The following is a 14,572-nucleotide window of genomic DNA, read 5'->3' as shown; positions in this document are numbered from 1 at the left end:
ACGCCCACTCAAGAGGAAACGGCCATGATCTTCGATAGATTCCGCCTAAACGGACAGGTGGCGCTGGTGACAGGCGGCACGCGCGGCATCGGGCTTGCCATCGCCGAGGCGCTCGGCGAGGCGGGCGCCAAGATCATCATCACCGGACGAAGCCGTAATACAGCGGCGGAAGACCGGCTTTCCAAGGCCGGCGTCGATTGCGATTTCATCGCTGCCGACCTGATGAAGGAAAGTGCTGCCGACGAACTCGTCGCTGAGACCCTTTCACGAGCAGGACGGCTCGACATCCTCGTCAACAATGCCGGCATCGCCATTCATGGCGACAGCGGCGAGTTCTCCGATGCCATCTGGCGGGAGATCATGACCGTCAATGTCGACACTGTCTTCCGCGCCTGCCGAGCCGCACTCGCTCCCATGCGGCGCCAGGGCGGCGGCGTCATCCTCAATATCGGCTCGATATCGGGCATCGTGTCCAACATTCCCCAGAACCAGGTCGCCTATAATACTTCCAAAGCGGCGGTCCACATGATGACGAAGAGCCTCGCCAGCGAGGTTGCCGCTGAAAACATTCGCGTCAACGCCATCGCCCCCGGCTATATCGAGACCGACCTGTCGCGCGGCGGCATCGACAATCCCGACTGGTTCCCGACCTGGCGCAGCATGACCCCAATGGGACGCGTCGGGCAGCCGGAGGAGGTGGCGAGTGCCGCATTGTTCCTCTGCTCGGCAGCGGCAAGTTATGTCACCGGCGAAGTGCTTGTCGTCGACGGTGGTTATACGACACGATAAGACGCGAACATCGGATAGGGGAGGGCGGTTTGTCGTCGCCCTACGATCTTAGGCACCATTCAGGGATCTCTCCTCAACCCTTTGAGAACTGCACGGGTATGGCAATTTCGAACTTGGCGCCGTCGCCGGTCGTCTGCAGCAGGCGGATCGTACCGCCATGGGAGCTCAGCCCACGCCTGATCGGCATCGACTCTGTCAGGGTGTTGGTTGTGTCCATTGCCGCTCCTCTGGTAAATGCCGCTTTTCGGTCACGATGAGCATGTTTACCGGGCTGCTCTCAGAGGCGGTCTCTCGAGGCCAGCCTGCCTCCGTCAGCCACCATCCGTCATTGCGGAGGCGATCCGGCAAAACGGGCGGTGTGACGCGAGGCGGGAAGTCGTTCTTGCTCATGGCGGAAGAATGCCGCGCCGGATTGCAGATTTTGTGCAGAGAGTGAGCAGCAATTCAGGAAAATCGCCCGGACCTATGAGGTCATGCAGCAGGCATCTCCAGATCATATCGCGTGAAGATGGCCTAGAATTTACGATTGCCGCGGACGGCTCTTTCCATTCGTGCGGGACGGCGTCGCCGGCCTGTTTCCGGCGATCGGGATCGAGGCAATCAGCCTGGCCAGAGCCGCCTGGGATCGCACCCCCGTTTTGCCAAAGCATCGGCCGGTGTGGGTTTTTACCGTGTTGGATGAAATTCCAAGAACCCGGGCAATCTCGGGCAGATTCATTCCGCTGCCGATCAGTGCAGCGACCCGGGTTTCGGCTTCGGTCAGGCCAAAGATGTGTTGCAGTTGTTGCGCTTGCCGACGCGTCTTCGCTTCTGGATCGACGATATGAATGAGGACGCGCGCTCCGCTATCAACCGCATCCCATATCGAAACCGCTGTCGGTGCAAGCGGCGTGATCATCACCAGATAGGGCGGCAAACCCGATGGCCGAGAGATCGACAATGCCCCGTCGAAAGGCGTGTCTTCGCCATCGGCTATCAGCAAAGCCTGACGAATGGCGTTCGCCAGCCGGATGGATGTCTTCGAAATATGGGCGGCAAGCGAGGGCCTCTCGGATCGGCTGAGAAAAATGCCGTCGGCCTGCTGGAGCAGTGCTTCGGCTGCCGCATTCAAGAGAAGGACTGCACCCCGACTATCGATCAGCACGGCCGCATCCGCGATTGCATCGATCAGCCGTTGCGGCAATTCGGGTGCGCGGGCGATCCGATTTACCTGAAAGGAAAGATCGATCGCCCGCGCCATATGAGGGCTCAGCCGCTCTAACCGCGCTGCCGCTTCCACGGCGTGTTCGTCTTGCTGACGAGACAGGAAAAGAGCGACACCGCCAATACCTCCCCGCTCGTGCAGGCTGGCATGCGGCAGGAAGAGCTGATTGAAGATGTTTTGAGGCTCGCAGATATCGGCGTAAAACGCGGAATGCCGGACGGCCTCTGCATCGATCAACCTATTGCCGACTGCAATCTCGCCCGGCTTTACCTTCTCGAATGCGCGGGCATAGGGGTTGCTCGTGTAATGCTGAAGATAGAGCGCATTCAAATCTTCACGCATGCGGCCGGGGATCAGAAAGCTGCCGCGGCCATCGGGCGCCTGATAGACAATATTTCCGGCGACGGCGCCGACGTAATCAACGATCGCGCACAGGGTATCCGGCCATAATTCTGAACGGATCGCCGCCTGATAGACAGCATCAACGATATCGACATGATCCATTTCAGCACCGCTCGTTTTCACGATGATGGTTCCGCCAAATGCAACGATCGCACCATTTCCATTACTGCCTAAATGTCTAAGGAGAGGCAAGATAGCGAGCGTCACCCGATCAGGCGATATCTTGCGCCGTCTCGTTCACCGAATGACTTGCCGGGATTTGTGAGAAGATCGTTGAAGAAATGGAGGAGGTCTCATCTGAACCTTGGCGCGCGCTTGGCATTGTGAAGCAATTCGGAGGCGGTCGCGAACGGCCCGAAGAGTTTGAGCAGCAGCGCTTGTTCCTCGGCATCTATCCGGTGACGAGCGCAGAACTCCGTCACGGACCAGACTTTCGTCAGATCGTCTGTTTCGACTTGCCTGGGTTCGATGTGTTCGGTCACGGCGTGTCCTCCGAACATCAAGACTACGCCACGCCGGCATTTATAAGAACTAGCTAAAAAGAATTATGCCGCTTTGCAGATCATCGAAATATGACTGGCCCCCGGCGGACTTGCGCCAATCAAGCGGAATACGAAGACGCCCGCCGATTGCGCGGCGGGCGTCGTGTCTCACTGATCTATGACTGCTGATCAAACGAGAGCGTCGGTGCCCGTGATGTTGAGCGTCAGAACGCCAGCATCCGTGTGGCCTTCGCCATCGGAGATCTTGTAGTACTGGACGGTTTCGGTGACGGTCTGGCCAGCAGCCAGGTCACCCGTCAGCTCATAGGTGAATTCGCCATTCGGCTTGACGTGGAAGATGCCATAGTCGCCGGCGATGTCGGTAACCGCGTCGGGACCGCTCTTGGCACTGACATTCGTGCCGTCGAACTGGCGGAGGAAGAGGTGACCATTGTCGCCGGCAATGTCGTTGTCCAGAACGTTGCCGCCGATGGCGTCGCCTTCGTTGAAGCTGTAGTGGTCGTCAACAGCGATCGGCTTTACCTGGGTTACGCCCTGGATGTTCAGGGTGAACAGGCCGACGTCGGTATGACCGCTGCCGTCGGAGATCTTGTAGGAAACCTTCTCCTGGAACGATTCGCCGTTGGCGAAACCGATCTTGGCAGCGTCGCTGAGGACATAGGTGTAGCTGCCGTCCGGCTTGACGAAGAAAGTGCCGTAGTCGCCCTGGATCTCGGTGACCTGGCTGTTGCCGGCCTTGGCGCCAACGCTTGCACCATCGAAGGCGCGCAGGAACAGGTGGCCGTTGTCGGAGGAATCGTTGGAAAGCAGATTTCCGGAAATAACGTCGGTTTCTTTAAATGTTGCACTATCATCAGTTGCATGAATCGGCGAAGCCATAGCTCTCTCCTCAAATTGTTTATTAGCGGGTCAATTTCGACCTCAGCGAGCGGCTCCTTTAACAACCTATTAATACTACAAGTCAATGGCCTATTTAACAGAAGGTTAATTTCGATGCCAATCTCCCCGTTGCTTCCCTTTCGGCGGAATAATGTCACTTTCAAGCCAAATTGAAGACAATTTGGCAAAAACTATACCCGGCTAACTTGAATAAAATGGCACTGAGTATATCTGAAGGCGATTAGCGATGCCCGCGCCATGCCATCCGGGCTATCCGTTGCAATTGTGCCCGCCGATAGCTATGTTGCAGGAATACCCGATCAAGCGGAAATCTAAGCCGTTGCTGGCTCATGATTGAAGCGCTTGTGCATCCGTGCGCGCCGTTATGGCTGCGTGACGGGCAATCCCACAAACAATCGATGACGCCGGCCGAGATCGGCAAAGGATTTCTTTTTGAACCACATAAATACAGCCACCGCGGTTGCGGCGGCGAAACCGCGTGAGAATGACGAGGCTGTCCGCCGCGTTGCTGGGAGCTGGAAGCCGTTTCCCTGCCTTCTCACCCGCCGCGAATTGCAGGCTCTGATCGCCGAGCAGCTCGGCTGAGCGGCGATCGTCGCACCACCCAAACAAGGAGAACTCGAAATGCAGGTACTCGTCAGAGACAACAATGTCGATCAAGCGCTCAGAGTCTTGAAAAAGAAAACGCAGCGCGAAGGGCTGTTCCGCGAAATGAAGGAACGGCGCGCCTATGAGAAGCCGTCCGAACGGCGCGTCAGGGAAAAGGCGCAGGCGATCAGCCGACATCGCAAGGCTGCACGCAAGCAGATGCAGCGTGAAGGCCTGCTGCCCACTCCGAAGCGGGCGGTGGCCGCCCGTTAGCGGCTTTATCCTCACCAGCCTTCCCGGGCTTTGGCGGTTACATTCCCCTGAAAGGACAGACAATGGACGAACTCAATAGCCTCACCGTTTCGGAAGAACGCCTCGAGGATTGCCGCGATGTCGTGGAGCCGGATCTGCAGGATCTGATTCAACGCGCTCTGACATCGGGCTTTTCCCGGGAGGAAGTTCTCATCGCTGTCAGCGAACTGGTCGCCGAAGACTTCGCAATGGTCATGAAAACCCCAAGCGTCCACTGATCGACTGCGTGCCTGGATCTCCTTGGGAATGGGCTCACTAGCCCCTCCGCTGGGAACATCGGCTTCGGTGGACGGTTACTTCGTCTCTTGCACAGATGGAGATGACAATGGCCAATCAAGACGATGCGACGCGGGTATGGGAATTGATCGACAAGATCGGGTTTTGCATGCTGACGACCCGCAGCGGCGACGACCTGCGAGCCCGCCCGATGTCCGCCTATACCGCGCAGATCGAGAATGCGATCTATTTTCTGACGGATGTCAGCAGTCATAAGGACGATGAGATCGTCCGCTGGCCGAACGTGTGCCTCGCCTTTGCCGACACCAAGGGGCAAAAATATGTTTCCTTGTCGGGCATAGCCGAAGTGCAGAACGATCGAGACAGGATCAGGGAATTATGGGCGACACCGGCAAAGGCGTGGTGGGACAATCCCGACGATCCTTCCATCCGCATCCTGAAGATTACCCCGTCTTCGGCCGAATATTGGGACAGCCCAGGCACGATCATCAGCTATATCAAGATGGCCGCCGCAGCGGTCTCGAACAGCAAACCTGATATGGGCGACAATGCCGAGGTCAAGCTCTAACGCATAGAAGCACTCAACGAAGATCGGGAGGCATGTCTCTAGCCGTCAAACATCAAGCCTGATTGGCTGATGCCTTGACAAAATCGACGAACGCCCGGAGCGGAGCAGGCACCAGACGCCGTCCGGGATAATAGAGGAATGGCCCGGAGAAGCGCTGCCACCACGGTTCGAGGATGGGCTCGAGCGCGCCACTGTCTATATGCGGGCGCAACCAGTCCTCGAAGAGGCAGACGATCCCTGTTCCTGATATAGCGGCATCGACGGCCAAATCGGTCGCTCCGCCGACCCGCACGATCAGCGGCCCCGTCGGGTCCACTCGCACTATCTCGCCATCGCGCTCGAACTCCCACGGCGCCGTCATCGCGCCGCTGTCGAAACGGCCCAAAAGGCAGGCATGGCCGAGCAGCTCGCTCGGATGTTGCGGCCGGCCACGGCGATCGAGGTAGTCGGGGGAGGCGGCGATGGCAAAGCGCTGGACGCGTGGCCCGATCGGTATTGCGATCATATCCTGCTCCAACCGCTCGTCATAGCGGATGCCGGCGTCGCAGCCGGCAGCGATTACGTCGACAAAGCTTTCGTCGGTGACCACCTCCAGCCGAATATCGGGATAGGCGGCGAGAAAGGGTGGGACGATGGCGGGCAGCACCAGCCGCGCCGCGCTGACCGGCACATTGAGGCGCAAGGCACCGACCGGCCTGTCGCGAAATCCGTTGACGACGTCGAGGGCAGACTCCACCTCGCTCAAAGCAGGGCCGAGACGCTCCAGCAAGCCCTTGCCCGCTTCGGTCGGGACGACGCTGCGTGTCGTCCGGTTGAGCAGCCTGACGCCGAGCTGGCCCTCTAGGCGGCGCACCGCTTCGCTGAGGAAGGAGGCGCTGCTACCACTGAAGCGCGCACCTTCGCGAAAACCGCCGGCACGTGCCACGGCAACGAAGGCATTGAGATCACCTAAATCCGCTTTCATTGTTCGCCGTCCCGCACAACCCGTGCGGATTATAGCCAATTTTCATGCGCTCCGACAATGCTTATCTTGGGTCTATCTTGGCGTCCTCTTGAAAGGAGTTAGATCATGTCCACTATCGATCAGTCCGGCACGTTTAACCTCGGCGGCCGCAGCGTAAAGCGGCTTGGCTATGGCGCCATGCAGCTTGCCGGGCCTGGCGTATTTGGCCCGCCCAAAGATCATGGCGCGGCCTTGGCCGTGCTGCGGGAAGCGGTCTCGAGCGGCGTGAACCACATCGACACCAGCGACTTCTATGGCCCGCACGTCACCAACCAGATCATCCGCGAAGCGCTGCATCCCTATCGCGACGATCTCGTCATCGTCACCAAGATCGGCGCCCGGCGCGGCGCGGATGGATCATGGAATCCGGCCTTCTCGCGTGAAGAGCTGACCGCGGCAGTGCACGACAATCTCCGCAACCTCGGCCTCGATGTGCTTGATGTCGTCAATCTCAGGATCATGTTCGACGTGCACGGCCCGGCCGAAGGGTCGATCGAAGCGCCCCTGACGGTGCTCGCCGAACTCCAGCGGCAAGGCCTGGTCCGTCACATCGGGCTGAGCAACGTTACATCCAAACAAATCGCCGAAGGGCGTGGGATCACCGAGATCGTCTGCGTGCAGAACCAGTACAATCTGGCGCATCGGGCCGACGACAGGCTGATTGAAGATCTCGCGCGCGACGGCATCGCCTATGTGCCGTTCTTCCCGCTCGGCGGGTTCAGCCCGCTGCAGTCGTCCACCTTGTCCGATGTCGCTGCACGCCTTGATGCCACGCCTATGCAGGTGGCGCTCGCCTGGCTGCTGCGTCGCGCGGAAAACATCCTGCTGATCCCCGGCACCTCTTCCGTCGGCCATCTCAGGGAGAACCTCGCCGCCGCCGGGCTGGTGCTGCCGGACGACGCTGTCTCGGAATTGAACCGCATGGCTTGATGTCGCCGCCGCCTGACGGCATCCGATCGCTACGCCACGCTCTCGCATGGCGTAGCGAAGCAATACGGCTCCCGCTATTTCCTCAACTCCGCCGACCCGTGGCGGCTATGATTTCAATAGCGCTCCGGCACATACATTTCAGGCGGAACCGGCGCCCTGTTGTAATCGGCGTTGCGGATGCGGTCCGGCAACTGGATCTCCGGTTTCGGAACATCCTCGTAAGGGATCTGCTCGAGAAGATGGGCAATGCAGTTCAACCGCGCCCGTTTCTTGTCCACGGCCTGAACCACCCACCAGGGTGCATCCTCCGTGTGGGTACGCGCCAGCATTTCCTCTTTGGCTTTGGTGTATTCCTCCCAATGGACACGGCTTTCCATATCCATCGGTGACAGCTTCCATTGCTTCAGCGGATCGTGGATACGCATATTGAAGCGGAATTCCTGCTCCTCGTCGGTGATCGAAAACCAATATTTGATCAGCACGATTCCGGAGCGGACCAGCATCCGTTCGAATTCCGGCACCGAGCGGAAGAACTCCTCGAGTTCATCGGGGGTGCAGAACCCCATCACGCGCTCGACACCGGCGCGATTGTACCAGCTTCGGTCGAAGAGCACGATCTCGCCACCGGTCGGAAGATGCGGGACATAACGCTGAAAATACCATTGATGGCGTTCCCGCTCGGTCGGGGCGGGCAGCGCGACCGTCCGGCAGACGCGCGGATTGAGCCGCTGGGTCACGCGCTTGATCGCGCCTCCCTTGCCTGCCGAATCCCGGCCTTCGAAAAGCACCACCACCTTCAGCTTCTTATGCTGAACCCAATCCTGCAGCCGCACCAGTTCGTGCTGCAAGCGGAAAAGCTCCCGGAAGTAGATCTTTCGCTCGAGCGTCTGCTCCGCCGGTTCCGACATTCCTTCGGCGACCAGATCGTCGAGCCGGTCTTCCTCCATCTGCATTTCCAGCTCTTCATCGAAGCTGTCGGCAATTTCGGCCTTTATACGGCTGAGTTGGTCCTGATGTGATTGCGACATGGCCTTTTCCCTTTGCTTCTTTTGACAGGAGCATGTCAGTGCGAAGTTTGTGTGACGATCGAAGACCAAAACGGCTACTCGCCTCTCTCGTTCCCCGCGCCCGGCGGAGCAGGCGCCGCGCAGGATGTGAGCGCCTACAGCTGCCCTGTTCGATATTTGTCGACAAGATTCCAGCAGGCGCGGATCGTCAGGGCCATGACGGTGAGCGTCGTCCCGGCGATGCCGCTGCCGGGGAAGGCGCTGGCGTCGGTGACAATGAGGTTCGGGACATCCCAGACCTGGTTGTAGGGGTTGAGCACCGAAGCCTCACGGGTTTCGCCCATGCGCGCGCCGCCCGTCTCATGGATTGCCGCACCCATGCACATGGTCTTGCGGAACCATTTGCGGAACATGAAGCGACTGAAGGCATCGGCTTCGGGAAAGGCGCCCTTGCCCATCTCCTTGAGGCCGGTGGGCGAGCCGATGAATTCGAGGTCGCCGCCGACCTCCTTGATCATCGCGATCAGCGTTTCCTCCTGCCTTCTGAGCAGCGCCTGCTCCTCCTCCTGCATGACGCAGCGGATATGCGGCACGGGAATGTTCCAGGCATCCTTGCGCCTCAGATCGAGCGTGATGCGGTTGTCGGCATAGGGCAGCATGCGTCCGAAACCGAAGAAGGCGAGACGTGCATCTCTGTCCCCGGAGACCGGCGCGCGGCCGACGCTTCCCTGGTAGTCGAAATCGCCGCGGGCGGCGTCGCCCTCGGCGAAGCGGGGAATGAAGATCCCGCCTGACGGATTGTAAAACGGGTCGGTCGGCGCGGATTCGTCGGGCGCCCAGCCCTTCGCCTTGGAAAAGGAGCCGAAGGCGAGGCACGGCAGCTGGTCCATGAAATAGCGACCGAGAGCGCCTGAGCTATTGCCGAGCCCATCCGGATGTTTCGCCGAAGCCGAATTCAACAACAGCCGCACGCTCTCTATCGGCGAGGCGGAAAGCACCACCGTCGCGGCGCGGACCGTCGATACCGCGCCCGTGTTGCGATCGATGTATTCCGCGCCGGTGGCGCGGCCGGTCTTCTCATCCGTGGTGATGCGGCGAACGACGGCGTCGTAGCGGATGGTCAGGTCGCCGGTCGCCTTTGCTTCTCGCAGCGGTCGTGGCATCCGGTCGGCGTCAGGCGCGATGTAACGCCAGGAGACGACGTGCCTTTCCGGCCAGCGGCTTTCAACCGCCTGCTTGAAGATCTGTTCGGCCGGCGTCAGGCTTGCCGGCTTCGTATAGATGCCGTCCGGCAGCGTGGCCACGTTGTCCTTGTTGCCGTAGAGCCCGAGATAGGCCTCAACCTCGTCGTAGAAAGGCGCCAGTTCGTCATAGGAGACCGGCCAGTCCACGCCCTTTCCGGCGCGTGAGTGGATCTTGAAGTCGTCGTCGGTCCAGCGCAGCAGCACCCGACCAAAACTGTGGAGGCGCCCGCCGCCCTGGCGGCCGCGGATCCATAGGAAGGGCTCGCCCTTCGGCGTCGTATAGGGGTTCTTGCGGTCGTTGACGAAGAAGTGGCTGAAACGCTCGGTGAAAAACGCCGCGCGGGCCTGGATCGGCTGGCCCTTCAAGGTGGCCCGCGCGCGCTCCCAGATATTGATGCTGCTTGCCGGCGCCTTCTTGCGCGCGGGATCGAAATCCTTCGGCCCGACGGCGGGACCGGCCTCGAGCAACAGCACCGACAGCCCCTGTGCCGTCAGTTCTTTTACCGCAAATGAACCCGCCGCGCCGGAGCCGATCACCAGCGCATCATAGACGATCTCAGACATGTCTTTTCAAATCCTGTCCTGAAGCAATCCTCAAAACGGCGCGAAATGCACCCGGAATTGCGGGAAAACAAAGGGATGGTGCGTCACAGCCGCGATCCGTCAGCGCCGAAGAGGGAGGCCTTGGCGATATCGAGCCCGGGAGCCAGAGCATCGCCGGGCTCAAGGGTCACCTCGCCCATCAGCCGGAGCGAGAGGCTTTGCTCCGCCCAGTCGAACCAGATAACGGCGTCCGAACCCATTGGCTCGACGACGACAACGCGGCCCGGAATGGTGGGCAGGCCGCTCGCGGCTCCATCGAGTACAAGGTGTTCCGGGCGAAAGCCGAGCGTTGCCGGTCCTTCCGCTGCGTCCGCTCTAACGGAATAACCGGAGAGATCGACAGTGAGTTCCTTGCTCCTGAAGACCGGCGCGCTATTGCCCCGCTCAATCCGGCCCTCGACGAAATTCATCGCCGGAGCGCCAATGAAGCCGGCGACGAAGAGATTGGCCGGGCGGCGGTAGATTTCGGCCGGCGAGGCGAGCTGCTGGATGACGCCGTCGCGCATGATGGCGATGCGGTCGGCCAGCGTCAGGGCCTCGACCTGGTCGTGGGTGACGTAGATCATGGTGTTGCCGAGGCGCTGGTGCAGTTTCTTAATCTCGACGCGCAATTCGTTGCGCAGCTTGGCATCGAGGTTCGACAGTGGTTCGTCGAACAGGAAGACATCCACTTCACGCACCAGCGCCCGGCCGATGGCGACGCGCTGGCGCTGACCGCCGGAAAGCTCAGCAGGACGCCGATCGAGCAGCTTGTCGAGCTGGAGAAGGGCGGCGGTGCGGGCGACACGGGCCTCGATCTCGGCCTTCGGCAGGCGTGCGACGCGAAGGCCGAAGGAGAGGTTCTTGCGGACCGACATGCGCGGGTAGAGCGCGTAGGACTGGAAGACCATGCCGATGCCGCGGTCTTTCGGCTCCTCCCAGCTGACATTCTTGCCCGAGATCCAGACCTCGCCTGATGTTATATCCTGGAGACCGGCAATGGCGTTCAAAAGCGTAGACTTGCCGCAGCCGGAAGGGCCGAGCAGCACCAGGAACTCTCGCGGCGCGATGTCGATCGACATCTTCTCGATCACCGTATGGTCGCCATAGGCGATCTTCAGGTCCTTGACGGAGACGGCAGATTGCATGGAAGCGTTACCCCTTGACTGCGCCGGCCGCGATGCCGCGCACGAACCAGCGGCCGGACAGGAAATATATGGCGAGCGGAACGATGGCGGTGAGGATCGTCGCCGCCATGTTCACGTTGTAGGTTCGCTCGCCCATCGTGGTGTTGACGATATTGTTGAGCTGCACGGTCATTGGCAGGTTGTCGCGCCCGGCAAAGACGAGACCGAGCAGGAAGTCGTTCCAGATGCCGGTGAATTGCAGCATGGAGACCACCACGATCATCGGCACGGCAATCGGCAGCATGATCTCGAAAAAGATGCGCCAGAAGCCCGCGCCGTCGACGCGCGCCGCTTTGCAGAGCTCCTCCGGCACGCTGACGAAATAGTTGCGGAAGAGCAGCGTCACCAGCGGCAGACCGAAGATGACATGCACGAGAATGATGCCGGCCAGCGAATTGTAGAGATCGATATTCGCCATCGCCCGGACCATCGGATAGAGGAAGATCTGGTAAGGGATGAGGCCGCCGGCCATCAGCAGGCCGAAGAGCAGGTTTGCCCCGCGCGGCCGCCAGAGCGAAAGCGCATAACCATTGATGGCGCCGATGAAGACCGAGAGCGCGACCGAGGGAAGGGTGATCGCCACCGAATTCCAGAAGCCGCTGCGAATGCCGACGCAGACGGTTCCCATGCAGGCGCCGGACCAGGCGGTCACCCAGGCAGAGAAATCGAGCGTCGCCGGCAGGGCAAAGATCTGCCCGAGCCGAATTTCGTCCATGGACTTCAGGGAGGTGACGACCATGGTGTAGAGCGGCAAAAGGAAGAAAAGTGCGGCGATGAAAAGGAAGGCATAGAGGCCGATGCGCCCGGCGGTGATCTGGGCCGGCTTCGGGCCGTTTGGATGAGGACGGGCCATCACGCAGCCCCCTTTGCTTTGTCACGCATGTGCATGATGTAGCGGAACGGGGCGACTGCGATGATCACGCCGAGGACAAGCACCGTCGCGCCTGCCGTGGCGAGGCCGAGGTTCTGGCGCCCGAATAAATTGTCCATGATGAATTTCGCCGGCACCTCCGTCGCATTGCCGGGGCCGCCATTGGTCATCGCGACGACGATGTCGTAGGTCTTGATCACGCCCATGGCGAGCAGCATGCCGGCCGCGGCCAGCGCCGGCCCGAGCTGCGGCAGGATGATCGAAACATAGATGCGCCAGACGGGAATGCCGTCGATCCGCGCCGCCTTCCATTGTTCGGCTTCGATGCCACGCATGCCGGCGAGCGCAATGACCATGACGAGCCCCGCGCCCTGCCATACGCCGGCAAGCACCAGCGCATAGATCGCCATGTCGCGATTGACCACCCAATCGAGGACGAAGCTTTCCCAGCCGAGCGAACGCACGCTCGCCTGGATGCCGAGCGTCGGATTGAGCATCCATTGCCAGATCAGCCCGGTCACCACGAAGGACATGGCGTAGGGATAGAGGAATATGGTCCTGAAGGCGCTTTCGAAGCGGATCTTACGATCCAGCGCCGCGGCGAGCAGGAAGCCCAACAGCAAACAGCCTGCGACGTAGAGGACGCCGAAGATCAACACGTTTTGCAGCGAGGCCAGCCACTTGGCGGAGGAGAAGAGCTTCGAATACTGCGCCAAGCCGACATAGGTCGAGGACGGAAAAAGCGTCGAATTGGTGAAGGACAGGCGGATCGACCACGCCATGGTGCCGATGAAAACCACGACCGCGACGAACCATGTCGGCAGCAAGGCGATGGTCGCGGAAAGATTGGGCTTGCGTTTGATGGACATCGACCAGCTCGTTGACGGAGTGGAAAGCAGGGCACGGGACGCCGCGTGAGGCGGCAGCCGGCAGCCGTGGCGTCGGATCGGGCCGACGCCACGGGTACTATCCTACTCGAAGATGGCGAAGAAATTCTCGGCCGCGGCATCTGCTTCGTTCGAGCCGCCGCTCCAGTATTCGTCGACGAAGTCGTCGAGCGCGCCGACCTGCTGGGGCGTCAGCACGATCGCCTGATCCGGCACGATTGCACCGGCGCTCATCAGCTCGACACCCTTCTGCGCGCAGGCGTCCAGCTTCGACTTATCGACGTCGGCTCGCATCGGAACTGAGCCCTTCTTCAGGGCAAATTCGACCTGAACGGCCGGATCCATGACGACTTCGGCGAGAAGTTTCTGCGCCTTGTCGGTCTCGGCATTGCCGGTCTTGGGGAACCAGAGGGAGTCGGCGATGTAAACCATGCCCTTCGACTCCGGCACGATCATGCAGCCATAATCCTTGCCCGGCTCCTTGCCGGCAACGGTGAATTCGCCCTTGGCCCAGTCGCCCATGAACTGCACGCCGGCCTTGGCGGTGATCAGCATGGCGGTCGCGTCGTTCCAGTTGCGGCCGGCTGCACCCGCATCGACATAGCCGCGCAGCTTGCCGAGGATATCAAGGGTCTTCTTCACGCCTTCGACGGATGCCGGGCTCTTGTCCTTGTCGACATAGATCTTCAGGAAGCCGTCGATCCCGACCTGCGAGAGCAGGATCATGTTGAAGACCTTGGTTTGCTGCCAGGGCTGGCCGCCCCAGGCGACCGGAACCATGCCGGCAGCCTTCAGCTTGTCGAGATCCGCAAAGAGCTCGTCCCAGGTCTTGGGCTCTTGCGCGATGCCAGCCTTCTCGAAGGCTTCCTTCGAATAGAAGATCCAGCTTTCGCCATGGGCGCCGGTCGGCGCAAGATAGACCTTGCCGTCATAGGAGATGAGATCGTGGATCGATTTCGGCAGGGCGTCTGCCCATTTGCCGGAGGAAGCCACGTCGTCGATCGGATTGAACAGGCCCTGGTTGATGAAATCGGCGGCAGCGAGACCGATGACGCCCTGCTTGGCGCCGGGCGCGTCACCCGCGACGATACGGTTCTGGAAGGCGGCATCGGCCGCACCGAAGCCGGCGATCGAGGAATCTTTCCAGACGCCGCCGCGCTTTTCGAACTCGGTCTTGATGACGTTGAGCGCGGCTGCTTCGCCGCCCGACGTCCAGGACGACATGATCTCGATCGTCGGCTTGTCCTCGGCATGGGCCGAGGCAGATAGGCCGGCGAATGCCACGCCGGCAAGAAAAAGCTTCATCATGTTCTTCATTGTTCCACCTCTTGAAAAATGCCCTCTTTGCGGGGCGTTTT

The 14,572-nt window shown here is 60.5% G+C and carries 17 protein-coding genes; 6 read left to right on the top strand and 11 right to left on the bottom strand.

The window, feature by feature from the left end; translation table 11 throughout:
- Nucleotides 1-24: 24 nt before the first annotated feature.
- Nucleotides 25-789, top strand: a complete 765-nt coding sequence (locus tag A6U98_RS29940) for an SDR family NAD(P)-dependent oxidoreductase (RefSeq protein ID WP_064654540.1) — start codon at nt 25-27, stop codon at nt 787-789.
- A 73-nt stretch (nt 790-862) separates the two neighbouring features.
- Here A6U98_RS29940 and A6U98_RS36965 read toward each other — a convergent pair whose 3' ends face one another.
- From A6U98_RS36965 to rapA2, 4 genes are all read right to left on the bottom strand, one after another.
- Nucleotides 863-1,006 (bottom strand): hypothetical protein, encoded by a 144-nt coding sequence (locus A6U98_RS36965; protein ID WP_156667907.1) that lies wholly within the window; start codon nt 1,004-1,006, stop codon nt 863-865.
- 303 nt (nt 1,007-1,309) lie between these two features.
- The gene (locus tag A6U98_RS29935) at nt 1,310-2,602 is read right to left on the bottom strand and encodes a helix-turn-helix transcriptional regulator (RefSeq protein WP_064654539.1); all 1,293 of its coding nucleotides are present in this window, start codon (nt 2,600-2,602) and stop codon (nt 1,310-1,312) included.
- Nucleotides 2,603-2,688: 86 nt separating this feature from the next.
- Nucleotides 2,689-2,877: a hypothetical protein gene (locus A6U98_RS29930; protein WP_003555203.1), complete on the bottom strand. Its 189-nt coding sequence runs from the start codon at nt 2,875-2,877 to the stop codon at nt 2,689-2,691.
- Nucleotides 2,878-3,066: 189 nt separating this feature from the next.
- Entirely contained in the window at nt 3,067-3,777 is a 711-nt protein-coding gene (gene rapA2 / locus A6U98_RS29925; RefSeq protein ID WP_064654538.1) for a calcium-binding lectin RapA2, read from the bottom strand.
- Between the two features lie 453 nt (nt 3,778-4,230).
- On the opposite strand from rapA2, the gene A6U98_RS37375 reads away from it, so the two are divergent.
- The 4 genes from A6U98_RS37375 (at nt 4,231) to A6U98_RS29910 (ending at nt 5,503) form a co-directional block, all read left to right on the top strand.
- Nucleotides 4,231-4,383: a hypothetical protein gene (locus A6U98_RS37375; protein WP_197496458.1), complete on the top strand. Its 153-nt coding sequence runs from the start codon at nt 4,231-4,233 to the stop codon at nt 4,381-4,383.
- A gap of 39 nt (nt 4,384-4,422) precedes the next feature.
- The gene (rpsU, locus tag A6U98_RS29920; RefSeq protein WP_064654537.1) at nt 4,423-4,659 is read left to right on the top strand and encodes a 30S ribosomal protein S21; all 237 of its coding nucleotides are present in this window, start codon (nt 4,423-4,425) and stop codon (nt 4,657-4,659) included.
- Nucleotides 4,660-4,721: 62 nt separating this feature from the next.
- Entirely contained in the window at nt 4,722-4,916 is a 195-nt protein-coding gene (locus tag A6U98_RS29915) for a hypothetical protein (RefSeq protein WP_003538349.1), read from the top strand.
- 107 nt (nt 4,917-5,023) lie between these two features.
- Nucleotides 5,024-5,503, top strand: coding sequence for a pyridoxamine 5'-phosphate oxidase family protein (locus A6U98_RS29910; RefSeq protein WP_064654536.1), 480 nt, complete (start codon nt 5,024-5,026; stop codon nt 5,501-5,503).
- 52 nt (nt 5,504-5,555) lie between these two features.
- On the opposite strand, the gene A6U98_RS29905 is transcribed toward A6U98_RS29910, so the two are convergent.
- A complete protein-coding gene (locus tag A6U98_RS29905; RefSeq protein WP_064654535.1) occupies nt 5,556-6,467 on the bottom strand; it encodes a LysR family transcriptional regulator in 912 nt (303 codons plus the stop codon).
- Between the two features lie 105 nt (nt 6,468-6,572).
- Between A6U98_RS29905 and A6U98_RS29900 the strand changes: the two genes are divergently transcribed.
- The gene (locus A6U98_RS29900; protein ID WP_064654534.1) at nt 6,573-7,436 is read left to right on the top strand and encodes an aldo/keto reductase family oxidoreductase; all 864 of its coding nucleotides are present in this window, start codon (nt 6,573-6,575) and stop codon (nt 7,434-7,436) included.
- A 113-nt stretch (nt 7,437-7,549) separates the two neighbouring features.
- Here A6U98_RS29900 and ppk2 read toward each other — a convergent pair whose 3' ends face one another.
- The 6 genes from ppk2 to A6U98_RS29870 all read right to left on the bottom strand — a co-directional run bounded on the left by ppk2 (nt 7,550) and on the right by A6U98_RS29870 (nt 14,531).
- Nucleotides 7,550-8,464 (bottom strand): polyphosphate kinase 2, encoded by a 915-nt coding sequence (gene ppk2, locus A6U98_RS29895; protein WP_064654533.1) that lies wholly within the window; start codon nt 8,462-8,464, stop codon nt 7,550-7,552.
- Nucleotides 8,465-8,598: 134 nt separating this feature from the next.
- The gene (locus A6U98_RS29890; RefSeq protein ID WP_064654532.1) at nt 8,599-10,251 is read right to left on the bottom strand and encodes a GMC family oxidoreductase; all 1,653 of its coding nucleotides are present in this window, start codon (nt 10,249-10,251) and stop codon (nt 8,599-8,601) included.
- Nucleotides 10,252-10,334: 83 nt separating this feature from the next.
- Entirely contained in the window at nt 10,335-11,417 is a 1,083-nt protein-coding gene (locus A6U98_RS29885) for an ATP-binding cassette domain-containing protein (protein ID WP_064654531.1), read from the bottom strand.
- 7 nt (nt 11,418-11,424) lie between these two features.
- Entirely contained in the window at nt 11,425-12,309 is an 885-nt protein-coding gene (locus A6U98_RS29880) for a carbohydrate ABC transporter permease (protein WP_064654530.1), read from the bottom strand.
- Nucleotides 12,309-13,196, bottom strand: a complete 888-nt coding sequence (locus A6U98_RS29875; RefSeq protein ID WP_017958256.1) for a sugar ABC transporter permease — start codon at nt 13,194-13,196, stop codon at nt 12,309-12,311. The genes A6U98_RS29880 and A6U98_RS29875 overlap by 1 nt, the downstream gene beginning before the upstream one ends.
- A 102-nt stretch (nt 13,197-13,298) precedes the next feature.
- Nucleotides 13,299-14,531 (bottom strand): ABC transporter substrate-binding protein, encoded by a 1,233-nt coding sequence (locus A6U98_RS29870; RefSeq protein ID WP_064654529.1) that lies wholly within the window; start codon nt 14,529-14,531, stop codon nt 13,299-13,301.
- Nucleotides 14,532-14,572: the final 41 nt, after the last annotated feature.

The sequence above is a fragment of the Rhizobium sp. WYCCWR10014 genome, from assembly GCF_001657485.1.
Taxonomy (GTDB): domain Bacteria; phylum Pseudomonadota; class Alphaproteobacteria; order Rhizobiales; family Rhizobiaceae; genus Rhizobium.
Note: the sequence above shows the minus strand (reverse complement) of the source record. Positions and strands in the feature narration are given on the sequence as shown.

Coding starts and splice junctions, on each gene's coding strand:
- A6U98_RS29875 (WP_017958256.1), bottom strand. CDS start 13,196: ATGTCCATCAAACGCAAGCCCAATCTTTCCGCGACCATCGCCTTGCTG.
- A6U98_RS29905 (WP_064654535.1), bottom strand. CDS start 6,467: ATGAAAGCGGATTTAGGTGATCTCAATGCCTTCGTTGCCGTGGCACGT.
- A6U98_RS29880 (WP_064654530.1), bottom strand. CDS start 12,309: ATGGCCCGTCCTCATCCAAACGGCCCGAAGCCGGCCCAGATCACCGCC.
- A6U98_RS29900 (WP_064654534.1), top strand. CDS start 6,573: ATGTCCACTATCGATCAGTCCGGCACGTTTAACCTCGGCGGCCGCAGC.
- A6U98_RS29890 (WP_064654532.1), bottom strand. CDS start 10,251: ATGTCTGAGATCGTCTATGATGCGCTGGTGATCGGCTCCGGCGCGGCG.
- A6U98_RS29940 (WP_064654540.1), top strand. CDS start 25: ATGATCTTCGATAGATTCCGCCTAAACGGACAGGTGGCGCTGGTGACA.
- A6U98_RS29915 (WP_003538349.1), top strand. CDS start 4,722: ATGGACGAACTCAATAGCCTCACCGTTTCGGAAGAACGCCTCGAGGAT.
- A6U98_RS29910 (WP_064654536.1), top strand. CDS start 5,024: ATGGCCAATCAAGACGATGCGACGCGGGTATGGGAATTGATCGACAAG.
- A6U98_RS29885 (WP_064654531.1), bottom strand. CDS start 11,417: ATGCAATCTGCCGTCTCCGTCAAGGACCTGAAGATCGCCTATGGCGAC.
- ppk2 (WP_064654533.1), bottom strand. CDS start 8,464: ATGTCGCAATCACATCAGGACCAACTCAGCCGTATAAAGGCCGAAATT.
- rapA2 (WP_064654538.1), bottom strand. CDS start 3,777: ATGGCTTCGCCGATTCATGCAACTGATGATAGTGCAACATTTAAAGAA.
- A6U98_RS29870 (WP_064654529.1), bottom strand. CDS start 14,531: ATGAAGAACATGATGAAGCTTTTTCTTGCCGGCGTGGCATTCGCCGGC.
- rpsU (WP_064654537.1), top strand. CDS start 4,423: ATGCAGGTACTCGTCAGAGACAACAATGTCGATCAAGCGCTCAGAGTC.
- A6U98_RS36965 (WP_156667907.1), bottom strand. CDS start 1,006: ATGGACACAACCAACACCCTGACAGAGTCGATGCCGATCAGGCGTGGG.